This is a genomic window from Chitinimonas violaceus (genome assembly GCF_052601015.1).
The window spans coordinates 1-309 of sequence record NZ_JBQXDJ010000266.1 but is presented as its reverse complement, the minus strand read 5'-3'; the positions used below and the strand labels follow the sequence as shown (position 1 = coordinate 309).

The following is a 309-nucleotide window of genomic DNA, read 5'->3' as shown; positions in this document are numbered from 1 at the left end:
CCGGTGAGCGTCGATGAACGATTTTATGGCTTGAACCGGCGGTCGAGCTCCGCCTGGGCGAAATAAGCACTGGCCAAGCGCAGAATTTCATTCGCCTTACGCAGCTCTCGGACTTCGCGTTCCAGATCTTTGATTCGTTGCATCTCTGCGGTGGTTGTGCCGGGAACCAGACCGACATCCTTCTGATGTTGACGCACCCAGCCGTGCAAGGTTGCCGCAACACACCCTATCTTGGCAGCGATGGATTCGATGGCAGCCCATTCGGATTCATACTCTGACCGATGTTCAAAAACCATACGGACAGCGCGT

At 55.3% G+C, this 309-nt stretch carries 1 pseudogene and 1 other annotated feature; the pseudogene reads right to left on the bottom strand.

The window, feature by feature from the left end:
• Window positions 1–69, bottom strand: a sequence feature (AL1L pseudoknot). This feature is flagged as partial in the annotation.
• Window positions 1–309, bottom strand: a pseudogene (locus ACUHMQ_RS21235) (transposase); the annotation flags it as partial. Its footprint overlaps the feature before it by 69 nt.